This is a genomic window from Bacillus sp. FSL R5-0439 (genome assembly GCF_038008805.1).
In the GTDB taxonomy this organism is placed as follows: domain Bacteria; phylum Bacillota; class Bacilli; order Bacillales; family Bacillaceae; genus Bacillus; species Bacillus safensis.
This window is the reverse complement of the sequence record NZ_JBBOZW010000001.1, coordinates 2,591,993-2,609,368: the sequence shown is the minus strand read 5'-3', so window position 1 is coordinate 2,609,368 and position 17,376 is coordinate 2,591,993. Positions and strand designations below refer to the sequence as shown.

The 17,376-nt window shown below is 41.9% G+C and carries 16 protein-coding genes; 12 read left to right on the top strand and 4 right to left on the bottom strand.

Features of this window, described 5'->3' with window-relative positions; translation table 11 throughout:
* The first annotated feature begins 42 nt into the window (after positions 1–42).
* The 9 genes from NST59_RS13375 to NST59_RS13335 all read left to right on the top strand — a co-directional run bounded on the left by NST59_RS13375 (position 43) and on the right by NST59_RS13335 (position 9,905).
* Complete coding sequence (locus NST59_RS13375; RefSeq protein ID WP_341040742.1) at positions 43–1,017, top strand: class I SAM-dependent methyltransferase; 975 nt, start codon at positions 43–45, stop codon at positions 1,015–1,017.
* Positions 1,018–1,246: 229 nt separating this feature from the next.
* Positions 1,247–2,431, top strand: a complete 1,185-nt coding sequence (locus NST59_RS13370) for an acetate kinase (protein ID WP_039180594.1) — start codon at positions 1,247–1,249, stop codon at positions 2,429–2,431.
* A 105-nt stretch (positions 2,432–2,536) separates the two neighbouring features.
* Positions 2,537–3,052 (top strand): MogA/MoaB family molybdenum cofactor biosynthesis protein, encoded by a 516-nt coding sequence (locus NST59_RS13365; protein ID WP_144494582.1) that lies wholly within the window; start codon positions 2,537–2,539, stop codon positions 3,050–3,052.
* Between the two features lie 173 nt (positions 3,053–3,225).
* Positions 3,226–4,437 (top strand): argininosuccinate synthase, encoded by a 1,212-nt coding sequence (locus tag NST59_RS13360; protein ID WP_024424806.1) that lies wholly within the window; start codon positions 3,226–3,228, stop codon positions 4,435–4,437.
* Positions 4,434–5,807: an argininosuccinate lyase gene (gene argH, locus NST59_RS13355; RefSeq protein ID WP_247544430.1), complete on the top strand. Its 1,374-nt coding sequence runs from the start codon at positions 4,434–4,436 to the stop codon at positions 5,805–5,807. The genes NST59_RS13360 and argH overlap by 4 nt, the downstream gene beginning before the upstream one ends.
* 121 nt (positions 5,808–5,928) lie before the next feature.
* Positions 5,929–6,831, top strand: a complete 903-nt coding sequence (locus NST59_RS13350) for an aminoglycoside phosphotransferase family protein (RefSeq protein WP_247544431.1) — start codon at positions 5,929–5,931, stop codon at positions 6,829–6,831.
* A gap of 99 nt (positions 6,832–6,930) precedes the next feature.
* On the top strand, positions 6,931–7,686 hold the full coding sequence (locus NST59_RS13345) for an SDR family oxidoreductase (protein WP_039180586.1): 756 nt from the start codon (positions 6,931–6,933) through the stop codon (positions 7,684–7,686).
* A gap of 65 nt (positions 7,687–7,751) precedes the next feature.
* Positions 7,752–8,435: a metal-dependent hydrolase gene (locus NST59_RS13340; RefSeq protein WP_039180583.1), complete on the top strand. Its 684-nt coding sequence runs from the start codon at positions 7,752–7,754 to the stop codon at positions 8,433–8,435.
* A gap of 147 nt (positions 8,436–8,582) precedes the next feature.
* The gene (locus NST59_RS13335) at positions 8,583–9,905 is read left to right on the top strand and encodes a CBS domain-containing protein (protein ID WP_039180580.1); all 1,323 of its coding nucleotides are present in this window, start codon (positions 8,583–8,585) and stop codon (positions 9,903–9,905) included.
* 37 nt (positions 9,906–9,942) lie between these two features.
* Here NST59_RS13335 and NST59_RS13330 read toward each other — a convergent pair whose 3' ends face one another.
* Positions 9,943–10,245 carry a YtpI family protein gene (locus tag NST59_RS13330; protein WP_003216665.1) on the bottom strand — a complete coding sequence of 101 codons (303 nt, stop codon included), beginning with the start codon at positions 10,243–10,245 and terminating at the stop codon, positions 9,943–9,945.
* A 147-nt stretch (positions 10,246–10,392) separates the two neighbouring features.
* On the opposite strand from NST59_RS13330, the gene NST59_RS13325 reads away from it, so the two are divergent.
* Complete coding sequence (locus tag NST59_RS13325; protein ID WP_039180578.1) at positions 10,393–11,334, top strand: DHH family phosphoesterase; 942 nt, start codon at positions 10,393–10,395, stop codon at positions 11,332–11,334.
* Between the two features lie 52 nt (positions 11,335–11,386).
* Here the strand turns inward: NST59_RS13325 and NST59_RS13320 are convergent, their stop codons facing one another.
* The 3 genes from NST59_RS13320 to NST59_RS13310 all read right to left on the bottom strand — a co-directional run bounded on the left by NST59_RS13320 (position 11,387) and on the right by NST59_RS13310 (position 12,522).
* On the bottom strand, positions 11,387–11,572 hold the full coding sequence (locus NST59_RS13320) for a hypothetical protein (protein ID WP_003216400.1): 186 nt from the start codon (positions 11,570–11,572) through the stop codon (positions 11,387–11,389).
* Positions 11,573–11,680: 108 nt separating this feature from the next.
* Positions 11,681–12,184, bottom strand: a complete 504-nt coding sequence (gene ytrI, locus NST59_RS13315) for a sporulation membrane protein YtrI (protein WP_003216226.1) — start codon at positions 12,182–12,184, stop codon at positions 11,681–11,683.
* Positions 12,181–12,522: a YtrH family sporulation protein gene (locus NST59_RS13310; protein ID WP_024424798.1), complete on the bottom strand. Its 342-nt coding sequence runs from the start codon at positions 12,520–12,522 to the stop codon at positions 12,181–12,183. The genes ytrI and NST59_RS13310 overlap by 4 nt, the downstream gene beginning before the upstream one ends.
* Before the next feature lie 137 nt (positions 12,523–12,659).
* Between NST59_RS13310 and dnaE the strand changes: the two genes are divergently transcribed.
* Together dnaE and NST59_RS13300 are read left to right on the top strand one after the other, a co-directional pair.
* On the top strand, positions 12,660–15,995 hold the full coding sequence (dnaE, locus tag NST59_RS13305; protein ID WP_327842250.1) for a DNA polymerase III subunit alpha: 3,336 nt from the start codon (positions 12,660–12,662) through the stop codon (positions 15,993–15,995).
* A 141-nt stretch (positions 15,996–16,136) separates the two neighbouring features.
* Positions 16,137–17,369, top strand: coding sequence for an NAD(P)-dependent malic enzyme (locus NST59_RS13300; protein WP_025092260.1), 1,233 nt, complete (start codon positions 16,137–16,139; stop codon positions 17,367–17,369).
* Positions 17,370–17,376 lie beyond the last annotated feature (7 nt).

Here is a 17,376-nt window from a genome sequence, read left to right as displayed (position 1 = left end):
ATGAGAACATATAGCTTTTAACAAAGCGAGGAGAGAAAAGCATTGCAGAAAGATCAAGTAAGTACTATTTTTGAACTGCTCGATACAGCTTCTATTCGATTGAAAAAGGAACAGAGCATTTCCTATATTGAGGCATTGGCAGAAGCAGGAGAAGCCTTTTTCCAAGCAAATGATCGAAACGGTTTATTAAAGGATTTAATAGAGAAAGCAGATTTTGCTTCTTATGATCATGAGCAGATTCGTAAAGCGTTTCAGCTCGCCGTATTGAAAGGTCAAAAGGATATTTCTCATCCAAATCGCCAGATGACGCCAGATACGATTGGACTGTTTGTCAGCTATTTGGTGAATAAATTTTTAGAAGGTCAAAAAGAACTTGTTGTCTTTGATCCAGCAGCGGGAACAGGAAACTTACTTCTTGCGGTTTTAAACAATCTCACTGCAGAAACAAAGTGCGGCTTTGCGTCTGAAATTGATGATGTGCTCATTAAAATTGCTTGGGCCCAGGCGAATTTAGAGGAGAAGGAAGTCGAGCTTTTCCACCAGGATAGTCTTGAACCGCTTCTAATCTCACCGGCAGATGTCACTGTATGCAGCCTGCCAGTCGGCTATTATCCAAATGATGAGCGTGCAGCAGACTTTACATTAAAGGCAAAAGAAGGACATGCCTTTGCCCATTATTTATTCATTGAACAAAGCCTCCGCTACACAAAAGAAGGCGGCTTTTTATTCTTCATCATTCCAAACGACTTGTTTGAAGGAAAAGAGAGCGTACAATTAAAGGATTTCATTAAAGACCATGCGTATATGAATGCGTTAATTCAGCTGCCAGTGTCCATGTTTAAGGATAAAAAACACGCCAAAAGCTTATTTGTGATGCAAAAGAAAAAAGAAGGGCTGGAAGCACCAAAACGAATGCTGTTTGCCAATCTTCCATCTTTCTCACAAAAGGAAGCAATGGTCGGTGTGATGCGAAAACTAGACCAGTGGTTTATAGAAGAAAAAGAAACGAAAGAATAGCCAGAGTGATTTCTGGCTATTTTACTATTCAGAAAATAATGACTTATTGATGTAAGCGATAACAGTTTGAAGGTGCACTTGAAATGCAAAGTTTTCAATGTTTAAATGAAAAAGTCAGATATTTTTCGGACTTATCGTTAAACTATAAAAGACCCGTCAAACAGGTTGAATATAGCACCGGAAAAAACGTGAAACCTTATATAACAACTGAGTAAAAGGAGCGACAGTAATGTCCAAAATTATTGCAATCAACGCAGGAAGCTCATCTCTTAAATTCCAATTGTTCGACATGCCAGAAGAAACCGTTTTAACAAAAGGGCTTGTTGAAAGAATCGGAATGGACAACAGTATCTTCACGATTTCTGTAGATGGAGAAAAGAAAACAGAAGTGACAGATATTCCAGATCACGCAGTAGCGGTCAAAATGCTGCTTGAAAAACTAACTGAATTTCACATCATCAAAGACTTTAATGAAATTGATGGCGTAGGACACCGTGTTGTTCACGGCGGAGAGAAATTCAGCGATTCTGTACTTTTAACTGATGAAGTGATTAACGACATTGATCAGCTTTCAGAGCTTGCACCACTTCACAACCCTGCAAACGTTGTAGGAATCAAAGCATTCAAACAAATTCTGCCTGACGTACCAGCGATTGCTGTGTTCGATACAGCGTTCCACCAAACTATGCCAGAGCAGTCTTACCTATACAGCCTTCCGTACGACTACTACAAAAACTTTGGTATTCGTAAATACGGATTCCACGGGACAAGCCACAAGTTCGTTACAGAGCGTGCAGCAGAGCTATTAGGCCGTCCACTAGAAGAGCTTCGTTTGATTTCTTGCCACCTTGGAAATGGTGCGAGTATCGCAGCAGTTGAAGGCGGAAAATCAATCGATACATCTATGGGCTTTACACCACTTGCTGGTGTTGCAATGGGTACACGTTCAGGTAACATTGACCCTGCTCTTATTCCATTCATTATGGAAAAAACAGGACATACTGCTGAAGAAGTGCTTTCTACTTTGAATAAGAAGAGTGGTCTTTTAGGTGTGTCTGGTCTGTCAAGTGACCTTCGTGATATCGAAGAAGCAACAGAAGAAGGAAACGACCGTGCAGAAGTTGCTCTTGATATTTTTGCGAGCCGTATTCATAAATACATCGGTTCTTATGCAGCAAGAATGAATGGCGTAGATGCGATCATCTTCACAGCTGGAATCGGTGAAAACAGTTCAGAAGTAAGAGCACGTGTACTTCGTGGTCTAGAATTCATGGGCGTTTACTGGGATCCTTCCCTAAACAACATGAGAGGCGAAGAAGCATTCATCAGCTACCCGCACTCTCCTGTAAAAGTGATTGTCATCCCAACAAACGAAGAAGTAATGATTGCAAGAGACGTCATGCGTTTAGCGTAATCATCTTTGAAAAGCTCTTTTCCAATAAGGAAAAGAGCTTTTTTCTGTTAAAAGCAGCATGCTATAATGTTGTCCAATATGAAGCAAAAGGGAGCGGTGCGGAAAATGAGCGTGACAGAACATAAACGAGAGGCGAAAGAAAGGCTTTATGTGAAGGTCATTACGGTCAGTGATACAAGAACGAAGGAAACAGATAAAAGCGGGCGCCTGATGATTGATTTGCTCAAAGAACAGGGACATCTTGTTCTTGCATACGATATTGTAAAAGATGATATTGGATTGATTCAAGACGCTGTGCTAGAAGGAACAAGCGAACCGAAAATAGATGCCGTCTTGTTAAATGGCGGAACAGGAATTGCTGCAAGGGATGTGACCATTGAAGCGATTACCCCTCTTTTTTCCAAGGAGCTGCCTGGCTTTGGTGAAATCTTCCGAATGCTCAGCTATACAGAAGACATAGGTTCAGCTGCTATCTTGTCCCGGGCAGCGGCAGGGGTCGTCAATCAAAAGGCTGTCTTTGCCACGCCGGGATCTACCGGAGCCGTTCGTTTAGCCATGACAAAACTCGTGATTCCCGAGCTTCCTCACGTCTTACGAGAGCTTGAAAAAGATCAAAAATAGCCCAAAATGACTCTGCCAAGAAAATTTGGCAGAGTTTTTTTCATAAAGGGGTTGAAAAAACAATTTTTCCTTGTTACAGTGTATACATACTAAATGCATGTTTATAAATTAAAACTTATTTTTATGCAAAAAACATTCACAGAATCAAAACAAGCGAGAGGAGCTTTTCAATCATGTCACAAAATAAAAAAGTTGTATTAGCATATTCCGGAGGTCTTGATACCTCTGTTGCAGTTAAATGGTTACAAGAGCAAGGATACGAAGTTGTTGCTTGCTGCCTTGACGTAGGTGAAGGAAAAGACTTGGCATTCGTTCAACAAAAAGCGCTTCAAGTCGGAGCGGTTCAATCATACATGATTGACGCAAAAGAAGAATTTGCTGAAGAGTTTGCACTCACTGCATTACAAGCACACACAATGTATGAAGGAAAATACCCACTAGTATCTGCACTATCCCGTCCGCTTATTGCAAAAAAATTAGTGGAAGTAGCAGAAAAAGAAAATGCAGTAGCTGTTGCTCATGGATGTACTGGAAAAGGGAACGACCAAGTTCGTTTTGAAGTATCCATTAAAGCATTGAATCCAGATCTAGAAGTTCTTGCGCCAGTGCGTGAATGGAAATGGTCTCGTGATGAGGAAATCGATTATGCACAAAAACATGGTATTCCAATTCCGATTAACTTAGACAGCCCATATTCAATCGACCAAAACCTTTGGGGCAGAAGTAACGAATGTGGCATTTTAGAAGATCCTTGGGCTGCGCCGCCAGAAGGTGCATATGATCTGACAAATCCACTTGAAAAAACACCTGACACACCAGAAATCATTGAAATCACGTTTGAAAAAGGAAAACCGACAGCGATTGACGGAATCCAGTATTCATTATCTGACCTTATCCTTCATTTAAATGAAGTCGCTGGTCAGCATGGTGTTGGCAGAATCGATCACGTTGAAAACCGTCTTGTTGGGATCAAATCTCGTGAAGTGTACGAGTGCCCAGGTGCAGTCACACTTCTTAAAGCACATAAAGAGCTTGAAGACTTAACGCTTGTTAAAGAAGTCGCACACTTTAAACCAATCGTGGAACAAAAAATGGCTGAATTAATATACAACGGCTTATGGTTCTCACCGCTTAAAGAAGCACTAGATGCATTCTTACAAGAAACACAGCAAAACGTAACAGGTGTTGTACGTGTGAAACTATTTAAAGGCCATGCCATTGTAGAAGGACGTAAATCACCATATTCACTTTATGATGAAAATCTCGCAACTTATACAAAAGCAGATGAATTTGATCATGATGCAGCTGTAGGATTTATTAACCTTTGGGGCTTACCGACAAAAGTAAACAGCATCGTGAATAAAAAGGAGCAGGTTAAAGCATGAAAAAGCTTTGGGGAGGCCGATTTCAAAAAACACCAGAAAAATGGGTCGATGAGTTTGGCGCGTCCATTCATTTCGACAAACAATTAGTGAAAGAAGATCTGACCGGCTCCCTTGCTCATGCAAGTATGCTGAATAAATGCGGTATCCTCGGTGATGAGGAGGCCGCTGTCATCAAAGACGGACTAAATACGCTCATGAAAAAGGCAGAGGCGGATGAACTGGAATTTTCAGTAGATTATGAGGACATTCATTTAAACCTTGAAAAAATGCTCATTGATGAGATTGGTCCGCTTGGCGGCAAATTGCACACAGCGAGAAGCCGGAATGATCAGGTCGCAACTGATATGCACCTATATTTGAATAACCAAGTCGAGCATATCATTGAACTGATCTCTTCCTTTCAAACGGTGCTTGTAGAAAAGGCAGAACAGCACGTTGAAACGATTTTCCCAGGATATACGCACCTGCAGCGTGCACAGCCTATTTCGTTTGCCCATCATATGCTCGCCTATTTTTGGATGCTTGAGCGTGACAAAGCGCGCTTTCAAGATTCATTGAAGCGAATTAACGTATCTCCGCTTGGATGCGGAGCGTTAGCAGGAACGACATTCCCGATTGATCGTGAATATACTGCAGAGCAGCTTGGCTTTGATCACATTTACGAAAACAGCCTTGATGGTGTGAGTGATCGGGACTTCATTTTAGAGTTTTTGTCTAATAGCAGTCTTGTGATGATGCACCTCTCACGTTTTTGTGAAGAAATCATTTTATGGTGCTCGCAAGAATTCAAATTCATTGAACTCGATGATACGTATGCAACAGGCAGCAGCATGATGCCGCAGAAGAAAAACCCCGATATGGCTGAATTAATCCGCGGGAAAACAGGCCGTGTGTATGGCAACCTGATGGGGCTTCTCACGATTATGAAAGGCTTGCCGCTTACGTATAACAAAGATCTGCAAGAAGATAAAGAAGGCATGTTTGATACAGTGAAAACCATCACTGGCAGCCTGCAAATCTTCACAGGTATGATTCAAACGATGTCAGTCAACGAAGATGTCATGAAAAAGGCAACAAAAGAAGATTTCTCAAATGCGACAGAAGTGGCAGACTACCTTGCGAAAAAAGGCATGCCATTCCGTGAAGCACACGAAATCGTTGGCAAGCTTGTGTATACATGTATTCAAAAAGGCATCTACCTAAGTGATCTTCCTTTTGAAACTTTTACAGAAGCAAGCGAGCTTTTTGAACAAGACATTTACACTGTTCTTGATCCGTATGTGGCGGTTGAAAAAAGAACAAGTGCAGGTGGAACTGGATTCAAACAAATCCAGCTCGCTTTAGAAAAAGCAAAAGCCTGTCTGGCATAACACGCAAAAAACCATTCGTATGATACGGATGGTTTTTTTGTCATGGAAAAAGGAGTTTGATGACCATTGGAGAAAATGAAAGCATACTAGCGTCAAGCAGAAAAGGGAGTGACAGCAGATCATGAAGAAAACGCTTGAGGCTTTGTTTCATCAACCGATCGTATCAGTGAAAACGTTAGGAGAACAATATGACGGACGGGTCAATGATGTTTGGCTGATCTCCTTACAAGATAAAACGGAGTATGTGATCAAATCTCCTAAAACTGTAAGAGAAGAAAGTGAATTTGTGACTGGGATCAATATGATCTATGGAGTAGATGCTCATACTACACAAAAGTATATCGATCAAATTAATCAAAAACTGTCTCATACGAATTCCTTTCAGATTCCAGAAGTTGTTCGTAAAGTGAAGAAGGCAGGGAGACATTTTTATGTAATGGAGAAAGTAGAAGGAACACCTTTCACATCTTTCGATGGACGTTCATCAAACTTTTATAAGGATTATGGGAGGAAACTAGCACATCTTCATTCATATCGAACTGACTTTTTTGGTGCAGTATACGGAGCTGAAAAGAAACATTTGAGAGAATTTCATGCGGTGTTAAAAAAGGCTGTACCCAAACTCATAGAGCGTTATTACGCAGATCAGCCTGAATTTCATTGTTATACAGAAATTGTGTTGCAAAAGATTGGAAAGCTGAAGCCTCCTGATTCAGCCAGTCTTATTTTAATTGATTTAGATCCGTCTCAATATATTGAAAAAGATGATCAAGTAACGAGTTTAGTTGATACAGAATATGTCGTATATGGACCAGCTGCGTTTGATTTTATTGCATTGGAATACCTTTTGACGAAAGAAGCTGCCCGCGATGTCCAATTGGGGTATGAAGAGATTTGTCCGCTTCCTCGCGAGCTTCAAGAGGTGAGAGAATGCTATCGTTTTGTTTCGCTGCTTCTCGATATCCATGGCTCATGGGATCTGAAAAAGTGGATGAATCACCCTATACTGTTTTACTCCTATTGATAAAGGGTTCATAAGTGCGCCAGCTGCCGGTTTATAGTAAAGTAAAAGATAAGATAAGAAACACGTGAACTTGCAACCTTTGCTTTAGGAGGAGATTGTGTGCGACACGCATTAATAACAGCGGGTTCTAAAGGACTTGGCCGGAAAGTTACCGAGTCTTTACTGAATATGGGGTATTCTGTGACAGTGAATTATCGAAGTGATGATGAAGCTGTCCGGCAGATGAGAGAAGAATTACAGCAGTACGAAGATAAGCTTCAATTTGTCCAAGGTGATGTGACAAAAAAAGAAGATCTAAAAAACATGGTAGAGCTGGCAATAGAGCGATTTGGGCGGATTGATGCCTTGATTAACAATGCTGGTCCTTATATTTTTGAACGAAAAAAACTGGCGGATTACTCTGAAGATGAATGGTATCAAATGATAGAAGGCAACTTATCAGCAGTATTCCATTTGTTCCGCATGGTCATCCCAATGATGAGAAAACAAAGCTTTGGCCGCATTATCACTTATGGCTTCCAAGGTGCAGACCATGCGCCAGGCTGGATGCACAGATCAGCCTTTGGAGCGGCAAAAGTGGGCCTTGCGTCATTGACGAAAACCATTGCGATTGAAGAAGCCGAAAACGGCATCACCGCCAATATGGTTTGTCCAGGCAAAATCGTTGGAGACATGAAAGAATCGACAATAGAGGAAGCCCGCCAAATCAAAGACGAAGAAACGCCAATAGGCAGGTCTGGTACTGGAGAGGATATAGGACGTATCATCTCATTTCTATGTGATGACCGTTCAGACCTCATTACAGGCACCGTCATTGAAGCAACAGGTGGTCTTAACGTCATTCACAGGCATTAAGTTTTTTAGCTTTTTATAGAGGGAATAAATGATATGAGATCAAAATTGAAAGGTGGATATACTACATGAAAGCTACATATCATGGACATTCAGTCGTACACATTGAAACAAACGGATATCATATTTGGATTGACCCATTTTTAAATGGAAATAAGCACACAGATATCAATCCGCAAGATGTGAAAGCAGATGTCATTTTACTGACACATGGACATGGAGATCACATCGGTGACACCATTGAAATCGCTAAAAACAATGATGCACTTGTTGTCGCGCCTTTCGAGCTTGCCACATATTTAAGCTGGCAAGGGGTGAAAACGCACCCGCTTTCTATTGGAGGCAGCCGTGAGTTTGAATTTGGTAAAGTGAAGCTCACGCAAGCGTTCCATGGTTCTGCTGTCATTGATGAAGAGGCACAGACAATTACGTATACAGGGATGCCATCAGGTATTTTATTTACCGCAGAGGGCAAAACAATTTATCATGCTGGAGACACTGCACTCTTTTCAGATATGAAGCTGATTGGTGAGCTGAATCATATTGAGCTCGCATTCCTACCAATTGGTGATAACTTCACGATGGGGCCGGAGGATGCAAGAATTGCAGCAGAATGGCTGCGGGCAAAACAGGTCGTTCCGATTCACTACAGCACATTCCCGCCAATTGAACAGGATCCGCATGCATTTGCAGACAGCCTGCATGGCGGCGTCGGTCATGTGTTAAATAGCGGGGAATCAATCGAGATTTAATCCCCATACGAAAAAAGCTGGCACACAAATGCCGGCTTTTTTGTTTACCTTCATCTGCTGAAAGAAAAGACAAATTGCTATTAAAAGCCTCCTGCCCTTATAATGAAACATAGATGAAAACGCTGAAAACAAAAAGGGTGAACGGGATTGGCGACAAAGCATGAGCAAATTTTATCGTATATTGATTCATTAGATGTCGGGGAGAAAATTTCTGTCCGGCGCATAGCGAAAGAAATGAAAGTGAGTGAAGGCACCGCTTACCGGGCCATCAAAGATGCTGAAAATAAAGGATTCGTCAGTACCATTGAACGAGTCGGCACCATTCGAATTGAACAGAAGAAAAAAGAAAATATTGAAAAACTGACATATGCAGAAGTGGTTAATGTCATTGATGGACAGGTGCTTGGAGGACGAGCAGGCTTACATAAAACGTTAAATAAATTTGTCATCGGAGCGATGGAGCTGGATGCGATGATGCGCTATACGGCAGCTGGCAACCTTCTCATCGTCGGAAACCGGATCAATGCCCATAAGCAGGCATTAGAGGCAGGGGCGGCTGTGCTGGTCACCGGCGGATTCTCAACAGATGATGAAATCATTCAGCTCGCAGATGAGCTAGAGCTGCCAATTTTATCAACAAGCTACGATACATTTACCGTAGCGGCTCTCATTAACAGAGCCATTTATGACCAATTAATTAAAAAAGAGATTGTGCTTGTAGAAGATATTTTAACGCCGATTGAACGCACTGTGTATTTATCACCAGAGGATAAGCTTGAAAAATGGTATGAAAAGAATTATGAAACTGGCCACGGCCGTTTCCCGGTCGCAGATGATCAAATGAAGATTCACGGCATCCTCACCTCAAAGGATATTGCGGGGCATGACCGCTCCACACCGATTGAAAAGGTGATGACGAAAAATCCGCTGACGGTCATTGGCAAAACATCTGTCGCCTCAGCTGCCCAAATGATGGTGTGGGAAGGCATTGAGGTGCTGCCAGTTGTGGATGATCATGCGAAGCTGATCGGGATGATCAGCCGTCAGGATGTGCTCAAGGCGCTCCAAATGATTCAAAAACAGCCGCAGGTCGGAGAAAAGCTGGATGATGTTGTCTCAAGAGGGTTTAAAGAAACTGATACAGAAAAACCAAAAGCAGATGCGGTTTATCAATATGAGGTCACCCCGCAAATGACGAACCAGCTTGGAAACATTTCATATGGGGTGTTCACACAAATTTTAATCGAATCAGCCAACCGCTTCTTAAAATCTCATAAAAAGGGCGAGCTGATCGTCGAGAGTCTCTCTGTCTACTTCTTAAAACCGGTCCAAATGGAATCCACAATCCAGATCAAGCCGAATATTTTAGAAGTAGGACGCAAGTTTGGGAAGCTGGAAGTCGAGGTGTACCATCAATCGAATATCGTAGGAAAAGCGATGCTGATGGTGCAGCTGATGGAGAGGGGATAATGATAAAAAGGGCGAACCCATGTCGCCCCTTTCCTTATTACGCGTGATCCTTTTCGCCTTCTTTTAAAAAGAGCGGAAGGTAATGCTTGTAGGCTTTATACCCAGCCCACGTACTGCCGATACCGACAGCAACAAAAATAAATCCGATGACAAATGCGAGTGACGAGCGGTTTAAAAATAATTGATTCACACCGAAAAGCAGGACAAAGCAGCCAAGGGCCATACTGGATTTCGCCGACCAGAATTTTTTCTCAACTGGCCGGTTCGTACGGACATTTTTCGCTTTGTAGTATAAATAAAACATGGCAGAACAAATAATAAACACAATCAAAACAAGCATGTGCCAAGCCTCCATTGTAAGTGGTTACAACCCTATTTTAAACGTAAATAGGCTTGCTTACTAGAATAAATTGTCTATTCCTCACTTTTCCGTCACGATAGATTATGATTTAATAATAAAAAGAGTATCGCATGAGAAGGAGTTTTTATGAAAAAAGAACTGATTAGAACCATATCATTATATGACACCATCATCATTCATAGACATGTAAGACCAGATCCTGACGCGTATGGATCGCAGTGCGGCCTTACGGAAATCTTGCGTGCCACCTATCCAGAAAAAAATATTTATGCGACAGGAACCCCTGAGCCATCCCTTTCATTTTTATATGAACTCGATGAGATACCAGACGACGTGTATAAAGGGGCCCTTGTCATTGTCTGTGATACGGCCAATCAAGCAAGAATTGATGATCAGCGCTATTTAATGGGCGATAAGCTGATGAAAATCGACCATCACCCGAATGAAGATCCTTATGGTGATTTGCTTTGGGTAGATACAGAGGCAAGCTCTGTGAGCGAGATGATTTATGAATTGTACTTAGAGGGGAAAGAAGAAGGATATCAGCTGAATACAAAGGCGGCTGAATTGATCTATGCCGGCATTGTAGGAGACACTGGCCGCTTCCTTTTCCCAAACACAACGAAAAAGACACTCAAATATGCAGGGGAACTCATCGAATATCCGTTTTCATCTTCAGATCTTTTCAATCAATTGTATGAGACAGATTTGAATGTCGTGAAATTAAATGGTTATATTTTTCAACATATTTCTTTGTCAGAGAACGGGGTTGCATCTGTGTTCATTAAGCGTGAAATTTTGGAATCGTTCCAAACAACAGCGCAGCAGGCCTCACAGCTTGTTGGGACACTGGGAAATATTGCAGGCATTAAGGCATGGGTCTTTTTTGTGGAAGAAAACGATCAGATTCGTGTCAGATTCCGCTCTAAAGGTGTCGTCATTAACACCATTGCGAAAAAATATCATGGCGGCGGCCACCCGCTTGCAGCCGGTGCGTCCATTTTTGATTGGGCCGTAGCAGATGAGATTTTGCGAGATTTAGAAGAAGTATGTAAATCATCATCATAAGAGAGGAGGGATATGAAGTCCCTTCTCTCTTTTTTTGTCATGGAGAAAAGGGTTACTTGCATACAGGGATAAACCAGCAGCCGATGTCTGTTGAATCTTCATAGGCTTGGAGATTTTGATGCTTTAATTCTTTTTTAATTAAATGAGCCATCATTTCTGTCTCAGCATAAGCACACATGCCGTCTTTGATCCGGCTTGCTTTGTCTCGTGCCATTTGACGATAGCTGTAAACCTCCATTGTCCTCACCTCTTTCTATTTAAGATCTCGTTCTACTTTTAGTGTATAAAAATGAAGCGTGAAAAGCGATCATTGAGGGCAGAAATTCATAAAAATTCCACAACCTGTTTATTCAGCAAATGAAATACGTACTTCAAGTGAAAGCTTCGTATAAATTGTCAGCTCTGTCACTTTCGCTCGGTATGCCTTTTCCCGAATGGTATATTCTTTATTTTCCACTGTCCGTTTTAGTAATTCCTTTGTTTTATAGACACTTTCAATATCCTTTGTAATGACTTCTGAGATATCCTCCTTGACCTGGTCTTCAAACTTTAGCGTATCTGGCTCTGGGATTTTATATTGCTCACGATTCACGAGATGAACATCTACGCTTTGGATCAGCAACCGCTTCTTATTATCCTCATTTAACTTATGCAAATCTTCCCGATAGAGTGTGATTTGTTCCTTCAAACTGTCCATATGATGCTGCTGGCTTCTCAGCAGTGTTACTTGCTTTTCCTGAAAGGTTCCGTATGTAAAGAGAAAAATGAGCCAGCTTACAATCGCACCAAACATCATTCCTGCAAAAAAACGCTGCCAGCCTGGGCGTTTATACAGCTCCGGCACCCTCATGATGACACATGCTCCTGGGTGAGCCACGTAATAATGAGATACCCTGTTTGTGCGCCGCCCATGGCAGAGATAATTAATAAAATCTGCTTGAAAATATCACGCGTGTTTCCTTCGAAAATGCCTCGTTCAAAGCTATAAACAGCATCAAATGTTCCGCCGATAGCGGCGACAAGCGCCCAAATCTTTAAACGGTTGGCAAGACTAGTAATAATGGATAAAGGCGGCTGACCAGATAAATACGCACCAACACCGCCTATGATAGCACCACCCAAAATGACCCCAAGGGCGATAAAATAACAGCTGATAAAATTCGGAATAAAAGCTTCCTTCACATCCATTTTGTCCACCTCACTCTATTCAATATATGGTGTGTGCTGGACAAGTATGAACGGACAGAAAAGAAAGAACATTTGTTTCTCATCGCATCGCGTTTTATAATGAAAGAATGACTTTAGACGAAAGGAGTGGATTTAGCATGTCTTATGTTCATCTTCAGGTCCACAGTGGATACAGCTTGTTAAGCAGTGCAGCTAAAGTAAAGGAGCTTGTACTGAAAGCAAAAGAACTTGGCTGCAAGGCGCTCGCTCTTACCGATGACCATGTGATGTATGGAACGGTTGAATTTTATAAGGAATGTAAAAAACATGGCATCAAGCCGGTTATCGGTTTAACAGCTTCTGTCTTCATAGATGAACAAGAGACAGAGGCTTATCCCTTGGTACTCCTTGCAAAAAACAACGAAGGCTATCAAAACCTGATCAAAATCAGCAGTGTGCTGAAATCAAAATCAAAAGCCGGACTGAAAGAAAAATGGCTCAAAAGCTATCATCGCGGGCTCATTGCGATCACACCAGGCGCATCTGGGTATATTGAAACGCTTTTGCAGCATGATCAGATAGAAGAGGCACGTGAAGCCACCAAACAATTAAAGCATATATTCGGTGAGGGCCACGTGTACATCGCACTTCAGCCATTTCAGCAGGACGAATCGCTCACCAGCAAACTGCGGGACGTCTCACAAAGTGTGGACATACCTCTTGTTGCGACGGGGGATGTTCACTACATCAATCGAGAGGATAAAATGGCTTATACGTGTTTAAAGGCTATTAAAGCAGGAGAGCAGCTTTCAGAGATAGAGGAAGACCGAGGAGAAAAGCATTTCAGATCCTTTGAAGAAATGTTGGAATGGTATAGAGATGATCGAGAGCTGCTGACAAGAACGGTGGAGATTGCAGACCGCTGCGAGGTCGATTTAAATCTTGGGCAGACAAAACTTCCATCCTATCCAACTCCTGATCAATCAACAGCAGATCAGTTTTTACGCAGAGTGTGCGCAGAAGGGATGAAGCAAAGAAAGATTGCTTCACATGACATGTATGTCAAAAGACTTGAATATGAACTGAGCATTATCCAAAAAATGAATTTCAGTGATTATTTTCTCATTGTGTGGGATTTTATGAAGTATGCGCATGACAGAGGGATTGTCACAGGCCCTGGACGGGGATCAGCAGCGGGTTCACTTGTTGCATATGTTCTGTTTATTACGGATGTCGACCCGATCCGTCACGGTCTTTTATTTGAGCGCTTCTTAAATCCAGAGCGAATCAGTATGCCAGATATTGATATTGATTTCCCCGACACGAGAAGAGACGAAATCATTTCTTATGTAAAAGACAAATACGGAGACATGCATGTGGCGCAAATTGTCACGTTTGGAACACTTGCAGCAAAGGCTGCTTTAAGGGATGTTGGACGTGTGATGGGAATCGATTCAAAGGCAGCGGACCGTCTTGCCAAGCTGATTCCATCAAAGCCAGGAACGACGCTGAAAGAAGCGGTGACTGCATCTCCTGAATTAAAAACGATGCTTCAGCAATCTGAAGAGCTTCGAAAGGTCTTCCAAACTGCTTTAAAGGTAGAAGGCTTACCGAGACACACCTCGACACATGCAGCTGGCGTTGTGCTGAGCGAAGAGCCGCTGACAGAGGTCGTTCCGATTCAAGACGGCCATGAAGGTGTGTATTTAACGCAGTATGCCATGAATTATTTAGAAGATCTCGGACTTTTAAAGATGGACTTCTTAGGGCTCAGAAACTTAACATTAATTGAATCCATTAAAAACCAGATTGAAAGACAGGAAAACGTCCACATTAACTTTAGTGACATTTCATATGAGGATCAGAAAACGTTTGAATTGTTATCTGCGGGCGATACAACTGGAATATTCCAGCTTGAATCACAGGGAATGCGTCAGGTGCTGAGACGCCTGAAGCCGTCTAGTTTAGAAGATATCGTAGCGGTCAATGCCCTCTATCGTCCAGGTCCAATGGAAAATATCCCGCTTTTTATCGACCGAAAGCATGGCAGAGTCAAGGTCTCCTACCCTCATCCTGATTTGTATGACATATTAAAGGATACATATGGGGTCATCGTCTATCAGGAGCAAATCATGCTGATTGCAGCGAAGATGGCTGGTTTTCAGCTGGGCGAGGCTGATCTATTAAGAAGAGCTGTTTCGAAGAAGGATAAAAAGGTCCTTGATGAAGAGCGAAGCCATTTTGTTGAAGGATGCCTAAAAAAGGAGTATCCTGTTAACATTGCAAATGACGTTTATGACTTAATCGTCAAATTTGCAAACTATGGTTTTAATAGAAGCCATGCTGTTGCATATAGCATGATTGGCTTTCAGCTTGCTTATTTAAAAGCGCATTATCCGTTATATTTTATGTGCGGTCTTTTAACGAGTGTAATTGGAAATGAAGACAAAATTGCTCAATATTTCTATGAGGCGAAGGAAAAAGGGATATCTGTGTTGAAGCCTTCTATTAATAAGAGTGAGTTTCCATTTACGGTTGAAAAAGGGGAGATCCGCTACAGCTTAAGAGCGATTAAAAATGTCGGAGTGTCAGCTGTAAAGGATATATACAGAGCAAGACAGGAAAAGCCGTTTGAAGATTTATTTGATTTTTGCGCAAGAGTATCACCAAAGAGTGTCAACCGAAAAACGATTGAAGCGCTCATTTTTTCAGGAGCGATGGATGAGTTTTATCCCAATCGTGCTTCGTTATTAGCATCGATAGATATTGCGTTAGACCACGTGTCATTTTTAAATCCAGAGGATCAGCTGGACTTTCTTGGGGATACAACCTTCTCCATTAAGCCAAAATATGCGGAGATAGAAGAAATGCCGCTTGTTGATCTCCTGCAATTTGAAAAAGAGGCACTCGGGTTATATTTATCAAATCACCCAGTACAAGCATACCGAGACCGCTTAAGAGAGAATGGCGCAGTGGAAATCATCAGACTTTCTTCCTATATTAAGCGGAAGATTTCAATGGGTGGTCTTTTGACAAAAGTGAAATCGATTCGGACAAAAAATGGACAATCGATGGCATTTGTTACATTTGGGGATGAAACGGGAGAAATGGAAGGCGTCGTCTTTCCAGAGCAATTTAGAAAGCTGTCCCCCTTACTTGAGGAGGGCACCATGCTTTATGTGGAAGGCAGAGTAGAAGTCAGAAATGACAGCAGTCAAATCATCGTGCAAGAAGCTGCTTTGCTTGAAGAGATGGACGTAAAAAGAAAAGAGTCTGTCTACATTCGGGTGAAAGAAGAGAATCATACGCAGGAGCTGCTAGAGCAAGTAAAACGAGTCCTCTCGATGCACAGCGGAGAAGCAGATGTCTATTTGTATTATGAGAAGCAAAAAAAGACGATGAGACTTCCAGATGCATACAAAGTTCATGCAGATCATGCTGTGATTTTCCAGTTAAAAGAGCTGCTCGGTGAACAAAACGTTGTGATTAAATGATGACAAATCGCCTGAATATGTTTTACAAATTCACCTATTGTGTTATCATTTTAAAGATTCTGTGTATTTAAAACTGCCAGTATGTGCTTATCAATTTAGCAAATCATTAAATCATTTTCCACTTGAAGGAGTGTTCATCACATGTCATTAAGAGAAGAAGCATTACATATGCACAAAGAGAATCAAGGCAAACTCGAATCAAAATCAAAAGTACAAGTGAAAAATGCAAAAGACTTGAGCTTGGCTTATTCACCTGGTGTTGCAGAACCATGTAAAGATATTTATGACGACACAAGCAAAGTGTATGATTATACAATGAAAGGCAATATGGTCGCTGTTGTCACAGACGGAAGCGCTGTTTTAGGGCTTGGAAATATTGGTGCAGAAGCATCTCTTCCAGTAATGGAAGGGAAAGCCGTATTATTCAAAAGCTTTGCAGGCGTAGATGCCTTCCCAATCGCGCTTGCGACGAACGATGTAGACAAAATCGTTGAAACAGTGAAGCTTCTTGAGCCGACTTTTGGCGGTGTGAACCTTGAAGATATTGCAGCTCCTAACTGCTTTATCATCGAAGAGCGCTTGAAAAAAGAGACAAACATTCCAGTTTTCCACGATGATCAGCACGGAACAGCCATTGTGACAGTAGCAGGACTTGTGAATGCACTGAAGCTATCTGGAAAATCTATGTCTTCAATCAAAGTAGTGGCAAACGGCGCCGGGGCAGCAGGAATTGCGATTATCAAACTTCTTTATCATTTCGGTGTACGTGATATCATTATGTGTGATACGAAAGGTGCCATTTACGAAGGCCGCCCGAATGGTATGAATGCAGTGAAAAACGAAGTAGCTAAATTCACGAACCAAGACCGCAAAGAAGGTTCATTAGAAGAAGTCATTGAAGGCGCAGACGTCTTTATCGGGGTTTCTGTAGCAGGCGCTTTAACAAAAGAAATGGTTGGAAAAATGGCAAAAGATCCTGTCATCTTTGCTATGGCTAATCCAAATCCAGAGATTATGCCAGAAGATGCACATGCAGCAGGTGCAAGTGTTGTAGGAACTGGCCGTTCTGACTTCCCGAACCAAGTGAACAACGTACTGGCATTCCCAGGAATTTTCCGCGGAGCATTAGATGTACGTGCAACTCACATTAACGAAGAAATGAAAATCGCAGCTGTTGAAGCGATAGCGTCTCTTGTTTCAGATGAGGAATTGTCAGCTGAATATGTCATCCCTGCACCATTTGATGCACGCGTGGCACCAGCGGTAGCAAAAGCTGTGGCAAAAGCAGCAATGGAAACTGGCGTTGCAAGAATCAAAGTCGACCCAGAAGCGGTCGCTGAAAAAACAAGAAAATTAACGATTATCGGCGAATAATCAACTG